The following is a 20,423-nucleotide window of genomic DNA, read 5'->3' as shown; positions in this document are numbered from 1 at the left end:
GCCAGTCTGTACAGACTGGCATAAAGGACAGTTAGGATAATCGCTCTTAATGACCGAATCAACGCTCAGATTCAGGTAGCAGCGGCGGAATCGATGGCACCATAGGCGCATTATCAATGTCCGTCTGAGTCATTTTAAACTCTTCCGGGTAGAGAGCCGGGTCAGTACGACGAGCGGGCTCTGTGGAACGCCAGGTATACAGGCAGCGTTGACACTGGAACACTTCCCAAACATCAGGGACGGGTGATTTTGCAAGTATTTCAACGTGGTCTTCACCACAGCGAGGACATACCATTATTTATGCTCCTGTTTCTGTTGTGCCAGCATTTCGGTCAGTTTATTGATCCACTCTTTAGTTTCCGGCAGGTCTTTCACCGGCTGGCTGTAATGGCCTCGGGTATCCGGCGCGACAGGGGTGGTGGCATCAATGATCATTTTGTCGGTGATACCGGCAGGTGATGAGCCAGGGTCTAGCTCCAGCACTGACATGTTTGGTAACTGCACCAGATCGCCAGCCGGGTTCACTTTGGACGACATCGCCCACATTACTTGTTGCAGATCGAACGGATCTACATCTTCATCGACCATGATCACCATTTTCACGTAGCCCAAGCCATGCGGCGTGGTCATCGCTCGCAGTCCGACCGCCCGGGCGAAGCCGCCATAGCGTTTCTTGGTTGAGATAATGGCCAGCAGACCGTGGGTGTACATCGCATTCACAGCTTGTACTTCAGGGAATTCAGCTTTGAGCTGTTGATATAAAGGTACACAAGTTGCCGGCCCCATCAGGTAGTCGATTTCTGTCCATGGCATACCCAGGTACAGCGACTCGAAGATGGGCTTAGTGCGGTACGACACTTTATCGATACGCACAACCGTCATGTTACGACCGCCGGAGTAGTGACCGGTAAACTCACCAAACGGGCCTTCAATTTCACGGACACGACTTTCGATCACACCTTCCAGCACCACTTCTGAGCCCCAGGGCACATCAAAGCCGGTCAGCGGCGCGGTAGCGATCGGATAAGGCTTCTCACGCAGTGCGCCGGCCATTTCATATTCGGACTGATCGTATTGCAGCGGCGTCGCACCCATCAGAGTGATCATCGGGTCGTTACCCAGGGTGATCGCCACCGGCAGATCCTGACCGCGCTCTTCGGCTTTGTTTAGGTGAATCGCAATATCGTGCATGGGCACAGGTTGCAGGCCAAGTTTACGCTTGCCTTTCACTTCCATGCGGTAGATACCGACATTCTGCTTACCGAAATTATCCGGGTCAGTCGGATCGCGCGAAACGGTGCAGGCTTTATCCAGGTAGAAACCACCGTCGCCATCATTGAGGCGGAACAGCGGCAGAATATCAAACAGATTGATATCATCACCGTCAACGCTATTTTCTGCCCATGGCGGGTTGTCACGACGTTCCGGTGCGACAGGGAATTTATCCCAGCGACGGACAAATTCGGCGATCTGCTCACTGACCGGTGTTTTTGGTGGCAGATTCATTGAAATGGCGTGGTTCTGCCATGAGCCAATGGTGTTCATTACGACACGAGCATCGGTAAAACCTTCGATATTGTCGAACCACAAAGCCGGGGCGCCGTCACCGATACGGCCAGTGGCATTTGCTGCTGCGGCGATGTCCGGTTCGGCTTTTACTTGTTCAGAGATTCTTAATAGCTGTCCATGTGCTTCTAATGATTGCAGAAAACTGCGTAAATCATCGTATGCCATAGTCTTTCTCCTTAGCGGTGTATTAGTCTAAATTTTGTGCGTGTGCGATGCCTTCCCAGCGTTTGGCCTGGGGGTAATCGAGATCAAACTGGTCGAGCACTCGGGTGACGATATGATGCTGCACATCTTCAATACTTTTCGGATGGTTGTACCAGGCAGGCATTGGCGGCACGAAAGAGACCCCTTTTTGTGCCAGAGCCAGCATGTTTTCCAGATGAATTGTGCTAAGCGGGGTTTCACGAGGCACCAGCACCAGTTTGCGGTTCTCCTTGATCACCACATCGGCGGCGCGGCCAACCAGTCCTTCTGAGTAACCGGCGCGAATACCGGCCAGGGTTTTCATACTGCAAGGAATAATGATCATGCCGTCGGTCTTAAATGATCCGGATGAAATCTTCGCTGCCTGGTCTGATGAACTGTAAGTGACGTCAGCTAATGCACTGATATCGCGGGCAGTGTATGCAGTTTCTAACTCGATCGTGGCCTTGGCCCAACGTGACATCACTAAGTGAGTTTCTACGTCCGGTATTTGTTGCAAGGCTTGTAAAAGTGTGACGGCTAAAGGAGCGCCTGTCGCGCCCGTGATTCCAACGATCAGTTTCATAAATGGTCTCTCAAATAATTTGTTCGTGCACGAACGATATAGTTAATCTATGCCTTTGGGAGATGGAATGCAATAGCATAACAATAAAAAGTTCGTGTACGAACTTTCTGGTTTTTATATGTTGCTGAAAATTGGTAAAAAATAGTTTTTTGTAAGTTGTGGTATAATGGCACTGTAATATCTGAATAAGAATTGAGAAATTTATGCAATCCAAATTAGGTCATATTGCCTTCCATCTGATGCGAAAACTCATGCAAGAGCATACGGCCAGCTGGCAGAGTGCTGTCGAAGGCCTTACCAAGCCACAATACGCAGTGATGTTTGCTGTTGCAGAAAAACCTGGGATTGAACAGTCTGAGCTGATGGAGCCGTCGGTATCGACCAAGGCTACGCTGGCAGAAATTTTGGCGCGCCTCGAAAAGCGCGAGCTGATCTTTCGTAAGCAGGGAGAAATCGACAAAAGACGCCGCTTTGTCTATTTGACTGAACAGGGCATGGCGGTATTCGAGCAGGCAAAAGCAAGTGCGAGCCAGGTCGACGACCACTTTCTGTCACGCATGCCGACTGAAGATCAACAAGAGTTTATCCGTTTGATGAAATGTATGACAGAGCAAAGCTCACCACTTAAATCGAATCAATAAAATCATTCAGTAGTTCTTCAACCAGAGACTGGATAACGCGAATATGCTCTTTACCAGCGTTATTAATATGAATCCCGCAACTGACGCTGACGACACAATTTAACTTTGAAGCCAGTGACTGTGCGACATGATGCGCCAGCAGTTCTTCTTTGTGTCCCTGTACACATATCACTGATGTCGATGCGCTGACTTTTTTTGGATCCTCAAGGCTGGCTCTGGGCTGAGCCAGCGCCGTCGCACCAATGTGCGCTTGATCACCACCGTATATCGCGACCATTAAGTCTCGACCGACGTGCAGTACGGTCATATTCACTTCAATACCACTTTGTTGTTGAGTAAAAGAATAGCAGACATGTTGCTGAGCCATAATGAGTCAAATCCTGTGTAATGTGATGGAGAGTCCTGGTGGTATCCGATATTTACTATTTATCAATTGGATGAGGATACCAGTCCAGAACCTATATTCAAAAGAGTGCTTATTTAGACTACGACCGGGTGGACTACCTGTAAATAGTCTCACTTCAGTTGCGGCATAAAGTTTTTATTTAAATCATCTTTTTACTCTTCTCTACTTTGTTGAATTATTGAATTACATCATTTTTGATATTGCTGCACAGATTCGGATTAGTACGCATGCAGAGTGAAGAAGTAATCTATTAAATTAAATTCATATTATTTATGCAACTATAACCCCGACAGTTAACTCTCAAAATTGACTAATAGCCTATGCTTAACAATACTCTTGTTGTTGTTTTAAATAAGTGTCTAGCAAACAATAACTTAAAATTAAGTTAAGTTACTAAATAGCATCATAAAAGTAACGAATGCACTAAGTTTTACAGACTAATGTTGATATGAAGTATAGAAAGTCAGCGCAAGTTTTATAGCATTTCACGCTTAATTTTTTCCAGGTACAGGTTATAACCGACAGAAGTATCGGCACATCATATTCACTATGTTTAATAGTGGGGGACTAAAAATGGTACGGCATAGCATAAAATTTTTTGCTTCTTTATCCGTGTTACTGTTTGTCTTCGGCTGTCAGCCAAAGCAAGACGAGCAGATGAAATCGGAGATGGAGCAGCTAAAACAGCAAATAACGCAGTTAACAGAAGATGTGAAAAAGATAACTGACAATGTAGAGAAAATAGATAAGGTGGTATTTAAGCCTAAATATCAAACTCTACCCAATCAAGATAATGTTTTTTCAGATGAGAAAACGCCGAGTTTAGGTAGCAGTGACGCTAAAATTGCGATCGTTGAGTTCTCCGATTTTCAATGCCCATACTGTAAGCGTTTCTCTGACAATACCTTTGGTCAGTTAAAAACAAATTATATTGATACCGGTAAAGTCAAGTATATTGCCCGTGATTTCCCTTTGAGTTTCCACCCTCAGGCTAAGGGGGCAGCGGTTGCTGCATTGTGTAGTTTCCAGCAGGATGCTTACTGGCCAATGCGTGCTTTGTTGTTCAATAATGTTAAGCAGTTGGGGAATGATCTGTATCAACAGTCTGCTTCTGAGTTAGAGCTGGATAAGGAGAAATTTGATAATTGCCTTTCTGATCAAGAGGTAATGAAAAAAGTAGAGCAGGACATGGCACTGGGGAGTTCATTGGGGGGTACGAGGAACGCCAAGCTTTCTGATTGGTAAAGTTGCAAACGGTCAACTGATAGAACCTCAGTTAGTTGTCGGGGCGCAGCAGTATGCCGTATTTGCTGAGTTACTCGATAGCTTGGATGATACAGCCAAAAAAGAATAAACACAAAACCAGAGTAAGGCAGCCTTTCAAGGCTGCTTTTTTTGTCTTTATTAAATATATTAATTTAATTACCTACTGTTAGTTTAATATATTAATTGTTTTTAGTATTAGTGGTTGTTATTAAGATGGAATTAAAAATAATCTTTCACCTTTGTGTTAAATTACATTTTACACCTGTCTTTATTATATTGCTTTATAATTAATAGTATGAAAACCCATAGACGATGAATTACCTAAGCTAGTATGCAACAAATAACCTATTTTTAAGCGGGGTTATGTTTATTTTATGTTAATGAGATGATCCATGAGTCATAAAGTTGACGAATAGATTTTTGTGTCAAATTAACGTCATTATTTCCCCATCTCTATGATTATTAATATTTAGATGACAAAGAAAAGAGGTCAACACTCGAGCTGTTGTTCTAATTTTATATGATTTTATAAAATGCATAAATTAACATTTTATTATCTGTTCTATCTTAATGATTTATGTGGTTTTTTACCTTATTGACATTTTCATGAATAAATTTGGTTGAATTTTAATCTGTTCGTTTGGTAGTATTCTTTCCGAATTAAAACGCTGGTTGTATGGTTGGGGGCAATTCAATGTCTCTGATGAGGTTAAGTGTTTAACCTGTTTTATATAAATTACATGCTCAATGAATCTTATTAAATTGCAAGGCGGCTAATTGTTTTGCCAGGTTTCTATTTAATTTAATATTTTATTGGAGTCAGTAAGTTATGAAAAATTTACTAACAGTCGGGCATAGAGGGATGTGGATGATATATGTACTTACGTTTATAGCGTTTGTATGCATTTAGAATAAATAAATTTCAATGAACATAGAGGCAAGTTCGCAGCACTTTTAGAGTGCTCGTTGTGTCGCCCCTGTTTAGAAACACACGGTATCTGCTGTTATGCCGCTCTTGTGTTTCCCGAAACTAATGCGTTTTACCTTAACTCAATGTCTGCGTGCCAGGCATGACTCATTCTGTTTGGTATGCTGGTTAAGTGTTAAAAAGTATTTAAATTCAAAATGTTAAATTAAATTTCGTTGCTGAAATATGGACGCTTTTTAGCTTGTCCACAGGCTTGGTGTTTGTGTGAACTAAGGCTTTCATATCCGGCATTAATTATTAAATCCTGAGAAACTAAAAGTATGTTTAATCTCCATTTTAATTTCCGTGATGACGCTGTGCGCAGCAGTAAGCAAGCATCCGCACTGTTACTCGGTGCTTTTTCTTTGTTGTTTATCGTTCCCTTCGCCAGCGCTTCTCAGGTACATCAAGATCATGGCTTAAGCCACAGCCATTATGAAGATTTGTCTGGTCAGAATTACGGCCAGCAGATCGCTCAACAAAATCGCTTGCAAGCAAAAGCTGAAACTCAGGCATTGGTCGATTCGCTGAACACTTACCGTAGCGCTGACAAAGCCGATAAAAAGTCGGCGCTCAATCAGATGGTTAGTCTGGCTAAACAGCGCAAAGACTATTTAAAGCAGCTGATGGAATCCGATCCTGCGGCTGTGGCCGGTGCGGTGTTGACTGCTGCCGAACGGCAGCAGATGCCTGATGCTGTCTCGCAATATCTGGAGCAAAAAAAGACTCTGGATGGCGAGCTGGAAGTTTTCTATGAAGATTACGAAGATCACAGTAAAAGCCGTCTGCGTCATATTTTGAAAACCGCCAATGGTCGTATTGAGTTGCACATGGCTGAAAAGTCAGCAGTGCAGTCGTTTTCTAGTGGGGAAAAAGTTCGTGCCCATGGCTGGAGATTTGATAATAGCGAGGAAAGCACCAATTCATTGGTACTTGAAAACGATCCTGAAGCATTAGCTTTGTTGGCACAGGACGGAACGTCAACAACGGGAAGTTCCGCATCCACAAACACTTTTGGTGAACAGCGTACTTTGGTGATGCTGATTAACTTCCAGGACAATATTCAGGAACCCTGGACTGCGCAAGAAACGCAAGATTTGGTTTTCGGGCCTGTCAGTGACTATTACAAAGAGAACTCTGATGGTCGCACTTGGCTAACCGGGGATGTTGTCGGGTATTATACGTTGCCGATTGCTTCGACGTGTGATTCCTGGGATATCTATGTCAATGCTAAACAGATGGCCGAAGATAGTGGTGTCGATGTAAGTCGTTATCAACGTTTAGTCTACATCTTCCCTAAGAACAGCAGCTGTGGCTGGACCGGAATGGGGACTCTGGGGGGAACTCAGACGCGTGCTTATATCAATGGCTCTTTTACCATGAATACTATTGGTCATGAATTGGGGCATAATTTCGGTCTATATCATGCTGAATATCTTGATTGTAAAAATGAAATCATAGGAGAGGGCTGTTTAGCGATTACCTACGGCGACACATTGGACATTATGGGCGCATACGGTGTTGAAGGTCATTTTAATGCATTTAACAAAGAACAATTGGGATGGTTGTCTACCGATTCGGGTGACATTGTAGAAGCTGACACCGAAGCTAGCTACATTATCGAACCATTAGAGACTACTCTGAGCGATTCTGCTAAAGGAATTAAGATTCCGCGTGGAGTTGATCCTGAAACCGGTCAGCAGCAATGGTATTACGTTGAATATCGTCAGGCGATTGGATTTGATAGTTTTCTCAGTAATAAGCCGGGTGTAACGAATGGTGTGGTGATACACCGTTCACCGGAGTCAAGTACGCGCGGTAGCCAACTATTGGATATGACGCCACAAAGTAGCCTGTTTGATCTGGATGATGCCGCTCTTTTGACCGGAAATAGTTTTACTGATTCCGATGCTGGGATCACAATTACCACTGAATGGGCCGATAGTACTGGCGCTAGTGTGCACGTGAGCTTTACCCAAGCGACGTGCTCATCATCGAGCCCTGGCGTCTCTGTCGTTGCAAACCAAAGCTCGGTATTGGCAGGTGATACGGCAAGTTATAGCGTAACTGTCGTCAATAACGATAGTGATAGTTGTGCAGCAACCAATTACAACGTGTCCGCGGAGGTTCCGGATGGTTGGCTAAGCACCAGTTCGGTTGTTTCTCTGGCTGCCGGAGCAACTGAGACAGTGACGCTAAATGTTACCCCATCAGATAAGGTGGCAGAAGGAAGCTATAGTCTTTCCTTTACTGCCGCCAATGGCTCTGACAGTCGTGATATAGGGAGCGCAGTCGTTAATCTCACCATTGATGCTCCTGTTGAACAATGTGTACCGGGCAATCCAGTGTTGTCTTTGACTGCCAGTCAAACAGGAGCGGTTGCAGCTGGAACGACGGTGAGTTATACCGCAACAGTAACGAACAAAGACAGCATGAGCTGCGAGTCTTCAACGGTAGATGTAGTTGCAAATGTGCCGAATGGGTGGACGGCAGACAGCCGTAGCGTAGCACTTGCTCCGGGCCAGTCCGCTTCAGTCAATCTGAGCGTGACGTCATCGGATACCGCATCTGAGGGTGTCTACCCAGTCGATGTGTATACGTATAACACCGCAGATATTGCCTATAACAGTAGTGCTGAGAGTAGTTATATCGTCGCAGCGCCCGAAGCTCTGTGTGTAGAAGCTGCACCACGTATCTCGGTTGCATCGGTCAGTGGCGAGGTAACAGCAGGTAGCACGGTGACTTACAATGTGACTGTAACTAATCAGAATAGTACCGATTGCGAAGCGACAAGCTACAGTGTGTCTGCTCAGGTCCCGTCGGGATGGAGTAGCACTCATGGTATCATTTCACTGGCTTCAGGCCAGAGTAGCACCATGCAAATCGCGGTAACGTCTGCTACCCATGCCGCCGATGGAACTTATAACATCGCAGTACTTGCGCAAAGTGCGACCGACAGCAGTGTTGTCAGCAAGAGTTCACTAAGTTATGTCGTTGTGAATTCGGTCAATAACGCGCCTGTGGCAGTATATGACAGCGTATTATTGTTAGCTAAAGATCCGACATTGATTAACGTATTAGGCAACGACAGTGATCCGGATGGTGATACATTGCGCATCAGTGGAGTGACTCAAGGAGCTAAGGGCTCGGTTGACATCACCGCTAGCGGACAACTGCTGTATACACCAGCGAAGAACTTTAAGGGCAGTGATAGTTTCACTTATACCATTACAGACGGTGAGAAAACCGCGACTGCTACGGTATCGATAGGGATGGACAGCTCGACATCAAGTAATTCCGGGCCAAGCAATAACAGTGGTAAAGGTAAAAAATGATGTCATCGCAGGGTTGGATTAATCCTGTTTGTCGAATGATTGATTGATGAGATTGATGAGAAAAAGGCGATGATAGGTATCATCGCCTTTTTGTTTCCTGTGAAAGTCTTAACAGGTCAATGTCAGCGCACTCGCTCGATTTGTCGTGATTTCAGACTATGGAGCTAATGCTGGCTCGTTGGTTACGATTTGAATACCAACAGAGCTGCTTTCGATGTTGCCCTCGTCATCAGAGACCTGAATATCAAGGTCGTTCAGCAGGTTGATACTTCCATCGGCAGGATCAAAGCCTGGGAGTAGTTTGAGTGTAAATGCACATTCATACACGTCTCCTGGGATCAGTACTGTACCTGTGGTACAGAAGTCTGGTGCGACGACTGCATCATAACTGCTCATTGCGGCGTTATTTTCTATCACAAAACTAGAACCGTCGGTTGAACCGTCGAAGACAGGTACACCATTGAAGTTCATAGTGGTAATGGTCATATTGTCCACGTTACCGTTTACAATACGAACAAACGCTGTCGCTTTCATGGCAAACTCTGGGGTTAACTGCAGAGGCAGATCCAAGAAAGTAACCATTGCGTCGTCATCATCCGATACCATCAGGCCGTCTTCGTCTGTACCGTAAATGGTTGCGACGTTAACGTGTTCATCACCTGCATTACCTTGCAGTTGCAGTGTAATGGTACAGCTATCGGATTGTCCTGGACTGAGTGTAACAGGAAGAGCCGAACATTGACTGGTCAGATCGCCGAATTTATCATCGTCCAACTTATCAAAAGTCACGTCATCAACGGTAGGGTTACCCATGCTATCCACAGTTTTGACACTGAAGGTAAAGGTATATTCTACGTCGCGATAGACAGTAGGATCGTCGCCGGTCTCATCCACTGAGGTTGGGTTGGCCTCTTTGATTAATTCAACCACAGATGGGACGTCGCGAATAGAGACGGTCCATGAGTCTGAGTGCATCGCCTCGTCACTCTCATTGTCAATTGCAACGGCTTTAACGACGTTAGTAACGGATTCGCCTTGATCTCCTCCCACATATTGCGTGAAAGTACAGGTGTAAGCATTCATAGCACCGTTAACTATGTAACCGCCAGTGGCACAAGTACCTATACCATCGAGGTCTTGAACAACAGCACCAATGGTGTCGGTCAGAGTAGTCAGTTGTACTGGTGAGTCAAAGTCTTGGGAGGTATTGGTGACGGTTACAGTGTAAGTCACATTCGCACCGGGTTCCAAAACCTCGTCGGTATTCGCTGTTTTTACGACGGTAATCGTTGGTGGAATATTAGTAACCTGAACGGTTCTCTCCACACTACAATGTTCGCCGGCAGCAGAAGTCCCAACCCCCGCAGGACAGGTTTCACCGTTGGTCACCGCATCACCATTTTTATCTTGCATAGTGACTTTGACTACGTCTTTGTACAATTCCGGGCTCTGATCATCTGGCAGATCGGTATCCACAATATGGACTGTAAATTGACAGCTGTAGGTACCACTAGGTGCTATTTCTAGCAAAGGTGAACCCACTGTACAGTTCGTCGCGGTCAGATAGACACCGTCACCGCCAGGTGAGGATGTCGCACCCCATAAATTCAGCGTTTTATCGTAGCTGCCATCACCGTTGATATCGATTTCATCTGTGACGGAGCTCAGATACAGGGATGTCTGACTGTTAGGGTTGGTGAAGCTGAGGTTAAATGTGTATGTACCACCTGGCTCTGAGCGAGTCGTTGGGTTGCCTTCACTTTTCACAATGACTGGTGGTGTAGGTTTTATGAATACGTCGATGTTAAACGTATCACAGTTACATTTAGATTTGGTATTTGGAATCTGACCAGGGTATGGGTCTTCAGCCAGTGTACAGTTGTCTCGCTCGATGTTATCCCACGCAGCACAATAGGTGAAATCGGCACGATTATCACCGTCTTCATCCGCACAGAGCATGGTGATTGTTTCATTTTCCAGTACGTAGGTGTCTTCGCCCGCGGCTTTACTGATATCACCACAGACGTCGCCATCAAGTTCAACGTCAGCAGAATAACCGCTGTCACCTGGTATCGGCAGAATCATACTACAGTTATCACCGCCATCCTGAACAACCTGTGGGCTGTCTTCCGTTAATGGCAGATAAAAGGTGGTGTCATAACGCTCATTTGCGTTGGTACGAATTGTCACATCTGCATTAAATGAAAATACCTGTCCTGGTGTACATTCTTCGTTCGGATTTGTTGGCGTGACCTGAGTTATCTCAACATCATTCGCGGTACAGTTCAGTGCATCCTGAGGAAGCGAGTTGCCTGGTTTCATTAGATATGCATCAGCCATACAGGCGACCGCATCCAAATTTGGATAAGCTCCGGCACTTGCTGGCGCAGACTTCATTAACCCATACAGGGCCGCCGTACTCATCAACGCAATACTGAGTATTCTGATAAGTCGGCTGTGTATTAAGCGTTCCATCATTTACCTTCTTTCTCATTTGAAAATTGATAAAAGGGCTCTTTGAATGTTCGATATTCCGTCTGACCGTTAATGTCAGTGCAGATACCGGACAAGCTAACTCCTATGCCCTTTGTCCTAAGGCAACGGCCCAGTGTGATTGCTGATCACTTATGTCTATAGGGGAGTTGCCAACTGAACACTTTATGAGCAAGAAATGAACCAAGAGTTATCTTATTGATTTTTAGTAATTATTTTTAATTTCATGGTGCAGATAAACAGGTGGGTGAACACATTGTTAACAAATGTGTCAGTATTGTTTTTTGAAAATGCTGGAATATGACTTGGAAATCATAAGATTAAGCAAAAGCTAAACCAAGTGTAAGCCTCTGACGGTTAAGTTTACAGTTGAACACTTTTGGTTTTTGCTTGATCCCTTGTTCTTAGTACACAAGTGGATCTCATCATTGATGCAGGATTATGAGTTATCTGCGCCTCAAGGTTTGTGGTGAGGAGGGGCTATTTTCTGACACTGTTTTGATTCAGAGTCCGGGCGACGTAAAGAAAGCGATGTCTTGTTATCCATATTGTGCGTTAAATAATCCCATTGGCACGTTTGTTGTTCAGTCAGTTGATAAATATCAAATTTCTTGTTGACCTGAAAACTCAATCCGTTAAAGTACACCTCGTTCTCACGGCACAGGTCGTTAGAACAGATGGTGTGACCATCGCTTGATTGAGTTGCCCTGGTGGTGAAATTGGTAGACACAAGGGATTTAAAATCCCTCGACTTTCGAGTTGTGCCGGTTCAAGTCCGGCCCGGGGCACCATCAATCAACTTATCACCATCTACTATTGAGGCGCGTTGGCAGAGTGGCCATGCAGCGGATTGCAAATCCGTGGACCTCGGTTCGACTCCGGGACGCGCCTCCATTCTCTTCTTTATTGTGAGAACGACATGACCAGCATAAAGCTGGTTTTTTTGTATCTGGCGTTCAGTAACCGCGACGAGCTTCCATGAAAAAGGCCAGCATAAGCTGACCTTGATCTGTTTGTGTGTTTCCATTGGTATCGCGTATTAAGATTTAACCGCAATGGCTTGGCTATCGTAGACATGATACTCAGAGCGCAGTCCCTTCACTAAGCTTACACACATTACCAGTAGCACGATACTGAACGGCAGAGCAGTCGCAACCACACCCGATTGCAATGCTTGCAGTGCTTCCTTGCCGCCAACCCAAAGCATCACCGCCGCGATTGCGCCTTCGACGCTCGCCCAGAAAATACGTTGCGGTACCGGGGCATCGATTTTACCGCCGGCGGTAATGCTATCGATGACCAGTGAGCCTGAATCTGATGAGGTAATAAAGAAAATCAGGATCAGTACGACAGAGATAATCGAGATTGCCGTACCATATGGCAGCTGCTCGTAGACCTGGAACAAGGTCAGCGAGATATCGGTCAGACCATTGGCTCCCAGTTCACCCACTTTGTTAGCGACCTGATCCAGCGCAATACCACCATAAATAGCCATCCAGAGCAGCGTCAGCAGAGTAGGGACAAAAATCACCGCAAACAGGAACTCACGCACGGTACGACCGCGAGAAACGCGAGCGATGAACATACCGACAAATGGTGACCATGAGATCCACCACGCCCAGTAGAACACAGTCCAGCCGTGCATCCATACTTCATCATCACGGCCATACGGGTAGCTCAGTGGAAGAATATGTTCAACATAAGCTTTCAAGGTGAAAGGAATGGACTCTACAGTCAGATTGAAGGTCACAGCAACAATGAATACCAACAGTGCGAAGGCGAACACCATGTTGACGTTACTCAATACTTTAACGCCGCCATCGATGCCGCGAATAACGGAAATAATCGCAATCAAAGTGACGAACACGATGACCGACAGCTGCATACCGATCCCGCCATCGGTACCAAACACGTAGTTCATACCGCTGGTGGCCTGCTGAGCCCCCAGACCTAATGAGGTTGCAAGACCAAAAAGAGTTGCCAGTACCGCCATAATATCAATCGCATGCCCTGTCCAACCCCAGGCACGATCGCCCAGTACCGGATAAAAAACGCTGCGCAGAGACAGAGGTAAGCCTTTATTAAATGCAAAGAAAGCTAAGGCCAGTGCAACAATCGCATACATTGCCCAACCGTGAATTCCCCAGTGGAACATGGTCGCCCCCATCGCAAGAGATTTTGCTTCCGGGGTGTTTGGGGTCACATTAAACGGTGTACCCCACCAATCGGTATAATATGCGGTTGGCTCAGCCACACTCCAGAACAGCAGACCGATACCCATACCGGCGGCAAATAACATCGAAAACCAGGATGCACGGGAGTGATCCGGTGTTGCTTCTTTGCCGCCGATACGGATCCTACCTAAAGGAGAGATCATGATGATGAAGGTAAAGAGGACGAAAAAGTTGGCGACCCACATAAACAGCGAATCAAACTGTTCGATGATGCCATTTTTCAAAGTGTTTAATGACTCTTTAGCGGTTTCCGGTCCGACAAGTAATAGTGTGGCCAGGAAAACAATAATGAGGCCAGCGCTGATGCCAAAAACTGGGTTATGTACATCAAAGCCCCATTTTTGAACATTGTCCTGACCGACCTGATAGTCAGTGGTTTCTATACTGTATTTTTTTAAAGCATCTTCCATAAAGATCAACTCAAATTGTTTTGTGTTCAATGTATGGTAAGCCAGTCCGTTTGGCTAATTCCTACGTGGTATTAATTAAATGATTAGTGCACAAATGAAAATCTATGGCAAAAATTGTAGCCTTATAGCGTTGTGTAAGTCAAATGTGGTGATTTTATCCGATACAGATGGCTTTGAGCTTGGTTTAAAGTGTTGTGTGCGAAACATTAGTCTTCATTGTACTGAGCCGTGTTAGCAGACTGCATGCATTATTGACCGTTAGGTCGGAACTCATCATTCGTGACCGCTTGCGTACTAGGCTGTCCTAAAGGTTGAAGAGGTTATCGTACTGAGTAACGAGTAGTGGGTGATTGTCTCAATGCGACATTATTGTCTTCCAAATAACGCAAATGCCTTCCAGTTCAAGGAATTGTGTGTCAAACCACAAAAAAGGTGGGTCAGCGAATGGCGTTGTCTAAAGTGCAGACTGCTTAAATATAAAAAATCAGGGCCGTGGCGGCCCTGACAGAAGTGATGGAACACTAAAACTCATTACCAACCTCGGCAGACAGGCTCGTCCATACATGGTTCATCACCTTCACGGCCTTGATCTGATGTGGTGACCACGACGCTATTTAGCAGTCCGGTTGATGATTGATTGGGTTGAGCGACAGCAATACTGGCTCCGAAACTAGAAATCACCAGTGCAACTGCCAGAACTAATGCTTTTAAACTTATACTTTTCATGACCTTATCTCCTAGATTCTCGCGACCTTAGCGCGTCGCGTTCTCATTACACGCCTTAATGACAGGTGATAAAAACGTCTAATTGAATCAAATACCGGTTGGTAAAAGCTTTGATACAGTCCTGCCGATAAGCCTGCTAACTCGTACGGAGCAAATATTGATCCAGATCATAATTTATTGAAAATACTTAAAAGGGAGAGTGGATAAAGTGTCCACGTTACAACCAAGGGTGTGACACATTGTGTACAGACCGGGAAACAATATGTAGGTGAACTTTTTGAAATAATATTATTATACATATAGTTAGGATGAATGCTTTTAGACTCTCAAGGTGTAACACCTGTAACATTAGCAAGTGACAGATGTTACACCTTTGCGGTGAGTGACAATCAATGAACTGCTGATTAAATAACCGAGTGATTAAAGCAAAGGACTGAAGGGGGAGTTGTGATAACGAGATTCAGTTTTCAGTAAGGTCAGAGTCGATGTTCAGGCGGTAACCGACGCCTCTGACGGTTTCTATCATTTTTGACTGCGCTGCCAGTTTACGCCGCAGTGAAACGATAATGGTGTCGACGACGTTACTTGCTCCTTCGTAATGAATTCCCCACACCTGTTCCAGTAAGGCCTTTCTGCTGACCACATTGCCCTGATGAGTCATTAACACAGCAAGAACGCCATTTTCTAATGGTGTTAAATCGACTTTGTTTCCAGCCAACTGCAGTTGCCGCTGAGCCGGTATAAACCAGGTGAGTGGGGCGGCGTTATTTTGTTTCACCCAAAGCCGGGATCGATACTGCAGGCGTTTGTAGCGATGCGGATCCCTGGCCTGCAAATGAGAGTGAATCAGTTGGGCAATAACCGGTGAAAGGGAGAGTCCTTCGTGATGGTGCTCAATAGCCCAGTGCCGGTTTAACTGATGATAATCGCAGGGGCCGAGTTTGTTTTCGCTGATGTATGCCAAACCAGGCTCACTCATGTGCGGTACAAAGGTGAATAGCTCCAGATTCTTCAGGATGGCGGTATCCTCCCGGTTGGGAAAGAAATAGTTGATGAGCAGATGAATCAGTTCAAAACAATCGTTGTGCGCCGGGTTATCAGGGTTAAACACGCTGGCATTAGCGCAAAGAATATTGAGTACTGCCGGATGGCCGTGTGCTAACTGCTGAATGTGTCCCGCAATCGGTTGCGATACATTTAGTGAAGTGATGTAGTGATGGGCATTCCGACTGGTCAGTGGTTGCAGAGTGAGGCTGTGAAAATGGTAGTTGAACGGTTTGGCTATCATCCAGCTCATGTCGGGTCGTGATCGGCCTGCAATGATTACCTTCCCCGGCGGTAATGCGGCTTGGTAAGTTGCTTGTCTAATCCAGGGTTCGAGTTGAGGCGTACAATCGATGTGATCAACGATCAGCACAGAACTGAGCGTGGTTTGACGGAGTAACGCCGCCAGTTTAGTTTTCAACGTCTTGGTTGTGTTATGGCTTTGCAGTTCTGTATGGCAGTCAATAACGTGGCAGTAGGCAGGGCAGTGGCGAGCAAACTCCGTCAGTAATGTTGTCTTCCCGACGCCTTTCATGCCATGGATAAATACGATGTCACTTTGTAAAGAATTCATACAATTCTGAAGCGAGCGGAGCTCTTGCTGCCGGCTCGCTAAACGCTCATCAGCCATGGTTTTCCGCCCGTTGAACTGGGTGTAGCGGCATCTCATCAAAATCTCATGAAATTACCATCAATAGATTTATCAATAGCGCTTAAGTTTATTGATGTAAAGCGAGTGAGGAGGAACTCCGATGAGATTAACTCAGTTATCGGCATGTGCGCTGGCTGTGATTGCTTTCTCTGCGTCGGCTGATATGGATGAAAAAATCCAGCGGGCAGAAAGCGCCGCACACAGTGATTTAAGCTCAATGGCAACGATTGTCGATACGGATGGCAGCGTGCTTAGAGAAGGGAACCATTGGCACTGTATGCCGGGCATTCCGGTGATGGCAGGCGACACTCATCCCATGTGTAATGATCCGGTATGGAGCGCTTTGCTACAGGCTGCGGCGAAAGGAGAACCGTTTGAAACGGACAAAATCGGCTTCTCATACATGATGCAAGGCGACGCCATGGTCAGTAACGCAAGCCCGGCAGCGACCGACCCGAATGATGGTGGTGTGTGGGTTAAAGAAGGCCCCCACATTATGATCGTCGGGCCTAAATCAATGCTAGAGGGCATCAGTGACGATCCATATAACGGCGGTCCTTATGTGATGTGGAAGGATACACCCTATGCGCACATCATGGTGCCACTGGATAACAAAACGAAACCTTAAGTAGTATAAGCAAGTCTGGTTCAGGGAGTATTGGGTTGCCGTCTGGCAACCCAATTTTTTGTATTGAACCTTTTTTTGTATTGAATCTTGATGCGTTGAATCAATCTGGTTGGTTTGTAAAGCCCAACGGCGAGTTGTTGTAATTTTCCAACTCTGAAAGCAAAGGTGCAGAGAAATCGGCGCGAACCGGATACGGGTTACCTTTACACATCAGTTGTTGAACAGTTGTTAACTTCTTATCTACCCCTTTGGGGTAGTTCAATTCTGTAATTGATTTACATCATTAATTCATTTTCTTTCATAAATAACAATCCGGATTAACGAATTAAGACAATTATCTGGGAATCCGTATGAGCAAATTGAAGCTGGTCATCATAGGTAATGGCATGGTAGGCCATCGCTATCTTGAAGATCTTGTGGAGAAAATGGACGCCACTCAATTAGAGGTAACTGTGTTCTGTGAAGAGCCGCGCATTGCCTATGACCGAGTTCACCTATCTTCTTATTTTTCTCACCATACCGCAGAAGAGCTCTCTTTGGTCACTACGGGCTTCTATGAGAAACATGGTATCCAAGTGCATGTTGGTGAGCGCGCTGTCAATATTAACGGTGAGCAGCAGATAGTGTATTCCAGTGCGGGCCGTGAGGTTCACTATGACAAACTGGTTCTGGCGACTGGCTCGTATCCTTTTGTTCCGCTTATCAAAGGCAATGAAGGTAAAGACTGTTTTGTATACCGTACGATTGAAGATCTCAAAGCGATTGAAGCCTGCGCCAAGAAAAGCCGTAGTGGTGTTGTTATTGGCGGCGGACTACTGGGACTGGAAGCGGCCGGTGCACTGAAAGCTTTGGGTATGCAAACTCATGTGGTCGAATTTGCTCCGGTACTGATGGCGGAGCAGTTGGATCAGCAGGGTGGCTTGCAGCTGCGCAACAAAATCGAGCGGATGGGCGTGCAGGTTCACACCAGTAAAAACACGCTGGAAATCGTTGCAGGTGGCGAAGCGGCGCGTAATACCATGGTGTTTGCAGACGGCACTCATCTTGAGGTGGATTTCATCGTCTTCTCTGCCGGTATTCGTCCGCAGGACAAGCTGGCTCGTCAGATGGGGCTCGACATTGCGCCGCGAGGTGGTATTGCGATTAATGATCGCTGCCAGACATCGGATCCCGACATTTATGCCATTGGCGAATGTGCCTCCTGGAATCAACAGTTCTTTGGCCTGGTTGCACCGGGCTACAAGATGGCAACCGTGGCGGTTGATCATCTGGCCGGCAACGACAGCAGCTTCAGCGGCGCGGATATGAGCGCCAAGCTGAAATTGCTGGGTGTTAAAGTCGGTTCGATTGGTGACGCTAACGGGCGTACACCGGGCTGTAAAAGTTACGTCTATCAGAATGAAGAGCAGGAAGTTTATAAACGCATTATCGTTTCGGAAGATGGTAAGAAACTGCTCGGTGCTGTTCTGGTCGGCGACACCGCGGACTATGGCGATCTGCTGCAACTTAAACTTAATGATATTGAATTACCCAAACATCCGGACACCTTGATCTTACCTGCCCATGCCGGAGCAGAAAAACCAGCGCTCGGCGCTGATGCGTTGCCGGACAGCGCCGTGATTTGTTCTTGTTTTGATGTCACGAAAGGCAAGATTGCCCAGGCTGTCGCGCAAGGCTGCCATACCCTGGCTGCTGTCAAAGCAGAAACCGGGGCGGGGACTGGCTGTGGTGGTTGTATCCCGCTGGTGACTTCGGTGCTGAATGCGGAGCTAGCCAAGTCGGGTATCGAAGTGAAACGTGATATTTGTGAGCACTTTGCTTATTCGCGTCAGGAACTGTTTCATCTCATTCGCATTGAAGGACTGAAAAGTTTTGCCGAGGTACTGGAAAAGCACGGCCATGGTTATGGGTGTGAAACCTGTAAACCCGCGATTGGTTCGATCCTTTCTTCTTGCTGGGGCGAGCACGTACTGTCACCGTCTCTGGTTGCTTTGCAGGATACCAATGACAACTTCCTGGGCAACATGCAAAAAGACGGCACCTATTCGGTGATACCGCGTATGGCAGGTGGTGAGGTGACACCTCAGGCTTTGGCTGCGCTGGCCAATGTAGCTGCTGAATATAATTTGTACACCAAAGTGACCGGTGCCCAGCGGATTGGTCTGTTCGGCGCGCAAAAAGATGACTTACCGGCTATCTGGCGCAAACTGCTGGAGGCCGGATTTGAAACAGGTCAGGCCTATGCCAAAGCGCTGCGCATGGCAAAAACCTGTGTGGGGTCAACCTGGTGCCGCTTCGGCGTCCAAGACAGCGTTGGCCTCGGTGTACTGATTGAAAATCGTTATAAGGGTATTCGTACGCCGCATAAAATGAAATTCGGCGTGTCTGGCTGTACCCGCGAATGTGCGGAAGCGCAGGGTAAAGATCTCGGTATTATCGCGACCGATGCCGGCTGGAATATGTATGTGTGCGGAAACGGCGGGATGAAGCCGCGCCACGCCGATTTACTGGCCAGCGACCTGGATCAGGCTACGCTGCTGCGCTACATCGACCGCTTTATGATGTTCTATATCCGCACCGCAGACAAATTGCAACGTACCTCCGTATGGCTGGAAAACATGGAAGGTGGTATCGACTATCTGCGTCAGGTGATTGTCGAGGATAAATTGGGTATCAACGATCAGTTAGAAGCCGATGTCGCGCGCCTGGTGGATGAGTATCAGTGTGAGTGGCAGGCAACCCTAGACAATCCTCAGCAGCTGAAACGTTTTTCTCACTTCATTAACAGTGAGTTACGTGATGACAATGTGCTGTTTGTCACACAGCGCGATCAGCATCGTCCGGCGACGTGGGCGGAGAAACACGCCGACAGTGCAATTGCTCAGCGTGGTGACATTTTACATGTGGCTTTGGAGAATGAAGCATGAGTCAGTGGCTAAAAATTTGTGACATCAACGAGATTGTACCGGGAACCGGAGTGTGTGCGCTGGTCAATGGCGAGCAGGTTGCCCTGTTTCGTCCCGGACAAGAAAGCAGCGTGGCGGCGATTGCTAACCTGGATCCGTTTGCGAAAGCGAACGTTTTGTCCCGCGGTCTTATCGGTGAACATCAGGGCGAGCTGTGGGTTGCCAGTCCTTTGAAAAAACAGCGCTTTAATCTGCGCACAGGTCTGTGTCTGGAAGATGAGCGTTTCAGTGTGAAAACGTATCAGACGCGAGTCTGTGACGGCATGGTAGAAGTCGCACTGTAATACTACCTGGCCACCTTCTCAACAACGGGGTGG

14 protein-coding genes and 2 tRNA genes are annotated in these 20,423 nt (G+C 46.5%); 8 read left to right on the top strand and 8 right to left on the bottom strand.

What is annotated here, in order from left to right:
• Nucleotides 1-58: 58 nt before the first annotated feature.
• Genes KNV97_RS02520 through KNV97_RS02510 form a run of 3 tightly spaced genes read right to left on the bottom strand, consistent with a single transcriptional unit; the run spans nucleotide 59 to nucleotide 2,338 of the window.
• Entirely contained in the window at nucleotides 59-295 is a 237-nt protein-coding gene (locus tag KNV97_RS02520) for a non-oxidative hydroxyarylic acid decarboxylases subunit D (RefSeq protein WP_136487635.1), read from the bottom strand.
• Complete coding sequence (locus KNV97_RS02515) at nucleotides 295-1,734, bottom strand: non-oxidative hydroxyarylic acid decarboxylases subunit C (protein WP_136487636.1); 1,440 nt, start codon at nucleotides 1,732-1,734, stop codon at nucleotides 295-297. Before KNV97_RS02515 ends, KNV97_RS02520 begins: the two co-directional genes overlap by 1 nt.
• 22 nt (nucleotides 1,735-1,756) lie before the next feature.
• The gene (locus tag KNV97_RS02510) at nucleotides 1,757-2,338 is read right to left on the bottom strand and encodes a non-oxidative hydroxyarylic acid decarboxylases subunit B (protein ID WP_136487637.1); all 582 of its coding nucleotides are present in this window, start codon (nucleotides 2,336-2,338) and stop codon (nucleotides 1,757-1,759) included.
• Nucleotides 2,339-2,541: 203 nt separating this feature from the next.
• Between KNV97_RS02510 and KNV97_RS02505 the strand changes: the two genes are divergently transcribed.
• A complete protein-coding gene (locus tag KNV97_RS02505; RefSeq protein WP_136487638.1) occupies nucleotides 2,542-2,979 on the top strand; it encodes a MarR family winged helix-turn-helix transcriptional regulator in 438 nt (145 codons plus the stop codon).
• Here the strand turns inward: KNV97_RS02505 and lpdD are convergent.
• Nucleotides 2,963-3,346, bottom strand: a complete 384-nt coding sequence (gene lpdD / locus KNV97_RS02500) for a prenylated flavin chaperone LpdD (protein ID WP_136487639.1) — start codon at nucleotides 3,344-3,346, stop codon at nucleotides 2,963-2,965. The two genes, KNV97_RS02505 and lpdD, sit on opposite strands and share 17 nt — an antisense overlap.
• Before the next feature lie 696 nt (nucleotides 3,347-4,042).
• Between lpdD and KNV97_RS02495 the strand changes: the two genes are divergently transcribed.
• Nucleotides 4,043-4,630 carry a DsbA family protein gene (locus KNV97_RS02495; RefSeq protein WP_322972678.1) on the top strand — a complete coding sequence of 196 codons (588 nt, stop codon included), beginning with the start codon at nucleotides 4,043-4,045 and terminating at the stop codon, nucleotides 4,628-4,630.
• 1,269 nt (nucleotides 4,631-5,899) lie between these two features.
• Complete coding sequence (locus KNV97_RS02490) at nucleotides 5,900-8,953, top strand: NEW3 domain-containing protein (protein ID WP_218562044.1); 3,054 nt, start codon at nucleotides 5,900-5,902, stop codon at nucleotides 8,951-8,953.
• Nucleotides 8,954-9,109: 156 nt separating this feature from the next.
• On the opposite strand, the gene KNV97_RS02485 is transcribed toward KNV97_RS02490, so the two are convergent.
• Nucleotides 9,110-11,293, bottom strand: a complete 2,184-nt coding sequence (locus KNV97_RS02485; RefSeq protein WP_256611834.1) for a hypothetical protein — start codon at nucleotides 11,291-11,293, stop codon at nucleotides 9,110-9,112.
• Between the two features lie 857 nt (nucleotides 11,294-12,150).
• On the opposite strand from KNV97_RS02485, the gene KNV97_RS02480 reads away from it, so the two are divergent.
• Nucleotides 12,151-12,237, top strand: a tRNA-Leu gene (locus KNV97_RS02480).
• A 29-nt stretch (nucleotides 12,238-12,266) separates the two neighbouring features.
• A tRNA-Cys gene (locus tag KNV97_RS02475) sits at nucleotides 12,267-12,340 on the top strand.
• 145 nt (nucleotides 12,341-12,485) lie between these two features.
• On the opposite strand, the gene KNV97_RS02470 is transcribed toward KNV97_RS02475, so the two are convergent.
• From KNV97_RS02470 to KNV97_RS02460, 3 genes are all read right to left on the bottom strand, one after another.
• Complete coding sequence (locus KNV97_RS02470; protein WP_136487644.1) at nucleotides 12,486-14,090, bottom strand: BCCT family transporter; 1,605 nt, start codon at nucleotides 14,088-14,090, stop codon at nucleotides 12,486-12,488.
• 531 nt (nucleotides 14,091-14,621) lie between these two features.
• Complete coding sequence (locus tag KNV97_RS02465; RefSeq protein WP_136487645.1) at nucleotides 14,622-14,816, bottom strand: hypothetical protein; 195 nt, start codon at nucleotides 14,814-14,816, stop codon at nucleotides 14,622-14,624.
• Nucleotides 14,817-15,276: 460 nt separating this feature from the next.
• Entirely contained in the window at nucleotides 15,277-16,491 is a 1,215-nt protein-coding gene (locus KNV97_RS02460) for a winged helix-turn-helix domain-containing protein (protein WP_218562042.1), read from the bottom strand.
• 121 nt (nucleotides 16,492-16,612) lie between these two features.
• Between KNV97_RS02460 and KNV97_RS02455 the strand changes: the two genes are divergently transcribed.
• The 3 genes from KNV97_RS02455 (at nucleotide 16,613) to nirD (ending at nucleotide 20,390) form a co-directional block, all read left to right on the top strand.
• Nucleotides 16,613-17,140, top strand: coding sequence for a hypothetical protein (locus KNV97_RS02455; protein WP_136487647.1), 528 nt, complete (start codon nucleotides 16,613-16,615; stop codon nucleotides 17,138-17,140).
• A 350-nt stretch (nucleotides 17,141-17,490) separates the two neighbouring features.
• Nucleotides 17,491-20,067: a nitrite reductase large subunit NirB gene (gene nirB, locus KNV97_RS02450; protein ID WP_218562041.1), complete on the top strand. Its 2,577-nt coding sequence runs from the start codon at nucleotides 17,491-17,493 to the stop codon at nucleotides 20,065-20,067.
• The gene (nirD, locus tag KNV97_RS02445; RefSeq protein ID WP_218562040.1) at nucleotides 20,064-20,390 is read left to right on the top strand and encodes a nitrite reductase small subunit NirD; all 327 of its coding nucleotides are present in this window, start codon (nucleotides 20,064-20,066) and stop codon (nucleotides 20,388-20,390) included. The genes nirB and nirD overlap by 4 nt, the downstream gene beginning before the upstream one ends.
• Nucleotides 20,391-20,423 lie beyond the last annotated feature (33 nt).

It is taken from the genome of Vibrio ostreae, assembly GCF_019226825.1.
Taxonomy (GTDB): Bacteria; Pseudomonadota; Gammaproteobacteria; order Enterobacterales; family Vibrionaceae; genus Vibrio; species Vibrio ostreae.
Note: the sequence above shows the minus strand (reverse complement) of the source record. Positions and strands in the feature narration are given on the sequence as shown.

Bases quoted from the DNA above. Each gene is read 5' to 3' on its own strand.
- KNV97_RS02505 (WP_136487638.1), top strand. From the start codon at position 2,542: ATGCAATCCAAATTAGGTCATATTGCCTTCCATCTGATGCGAAAACTC.
- KNV97_RS02495 (WP_322972678.1), top strand. From the start codon at position 4,043: ATGAAATCGGAGATGGAGCAGCTAAAACAGCAAATAACGCAGTTAACA.
- KNV97_RS02465 (WP_136487645.1), bottom strand. From the start codon at position 14,816: ATGAAAAGTATAAGTTTAAAAGCATTAGTTCTGGCAGTTGCACTGGTG.
- KNV97_RS02520 (WP_136487635.1), bottom strand. From the start codon at position 295: ATGGTATGTCCTCGCTGTGGTGAAGACCACGTTGAAATACTTGCAAAA.
- KNV97_RS02460 (WP_218562042.1), bottom strand. From the start codon at position 16,491: ATGGCTGATGAGCGTTTAGCGAGCCGGCAGCAAGAGCTCCGCTCGCTT.
- KNV97_RS02485 (WP_256611834.1), bottom strand. From the start codon at position 11,293: ATGGCTGATGCATATCTAATGAAACCAGGCAACTCGCTTCCTCAGGAT.
- nirB (WP_218562041.1), top strand. From the start codon at position 17,491: ATGAGCAAATTGAAGCTGGTCATCATAGGTAATGGCATGGTAGGCCAT.
- KNV97_RS02515 (WP_136487636.1), bottom strand. From the start codon at position 1,734: ATGGCATACGATGATTTACGCAGTTTTCTGCAATCATTAGAAGCACAT.
- nirD (WP_218562040.1), top strand. From the start codon at position 20,064: ATGAGTCAGTGGCTAAAAATTTGTGACATCAACGAGATTGTACCGGGA.
- KNV97_RS02455 (WP_136487647.1), top strand. From the start codon at position 16,613: ATGAGATTAACTCAGTTATCGGCATGTGCGCTGGCTGTGATTGCTTTC.
- KNV97_RS02490 (WP_218562044.1), top strand. From the start codon at position 5,900: ATGTTTAATCTCCATTTTAATTTCCGTGATGACGCTGTGCGCAGCAGT.
- KNV97_RS02470 (WP_136487644.1), bottom strand. From the start codon at position 14,090: ATGGAAGATGCTTTAAAAAAATACAGTATAGAAACCACTGACTATCAG.
- lpdD (WP_136487639.1), bottom strand. From the start codon at position 3,346: ATGGCTCAGCAACATGTCTGCTATTCTTTTACTCAACAACAAAGTGGT.
- KNV97_RS02510 (WP_136487637.1), bottom strand. From the start codon at position 2,338: ATGAAACTGATCGTTGGAATCACGGGCGCGACAGGCGCTCCTTTAGCC.